1 protein-coding gene is annotated in these 661 nt (G+C 58.4%); it reads right to left on the minus strand.

Annotation, left to right across the window (positions count from 1 at the left end):
- A partial coding sequence (locus tag ACP7AS_RS13100) for a hypothetical protein (RefSeq protein ID WP_426029300.1) occupies positions 1–200 on the minus strand: 200 nt, incomplete at its 3' end.
- Positions 201–661 lie beyond the last annotated feature (461 nt).

Genomic DNA, 661 nt, shown 5'->3' on the forward strand with positions numbered 1-661 from the left:
GGATGACATCCGACGGGAACCGGTGGCGCTTGAACGAGATCGGCTTCACAAATTTCCATCCCCGTCAGCGTTTTAACCCGCCCTGAGTGGAGACAAGTTCGCATTAAACTGACAGCACCCTTCAGTGAGCCATGCGCCATCAGCGTCGCTTGCCCGTCGAAATCGCCGCCATCCCAGCCTTGTGTGTATTTGCGCAGCACCAACGTCGCGCGAAGACCACCAGTTCCCCTCGACCCGCCGCTCCAACAGCCAGAGCTGTGGATCGGCGTCCAAAACGGACCTCCATCGCTATGCCGGTAACCGACTGACGTGAATGAAGAAAGTTATCCTACGCAGGGCCCCGAGCGGTGCCGATGTCATGCAAGCTACTGCCAGAAGAGTCTTTTAGATCAGCTGCTTGGTCAAAATGGAGAGGGTCCCGTTTTGGACGCCGATCTACACACTCGCGGCCTTACAGCCGCCTAGCAAGCGACGGAAAGGGCCTTTAGCCAAAGCATCTACCGATTGTGGCTCGCCTGAGGGTGCTGACAGGTTAACTTCTGCAAGTCGAAAGACCCCCGACCCTGCCTGAAATCAGACAACCGCAGACGCCCACGCAGACGCCGCGTCGGCGCGGAAACGCCGGAGGGTAGGTCTGCTGATCAGATGGCGTTGGGTGTTG

This window comes from Brevundimonas sp. TWP2-3-4b2, from assembly GCF_049897345.1.
GTDB lineage: Bacteria > Pseudomonadota > Alphaproteobacteria > Caulobacterales > Caulobacteraceae > Brevundimonas.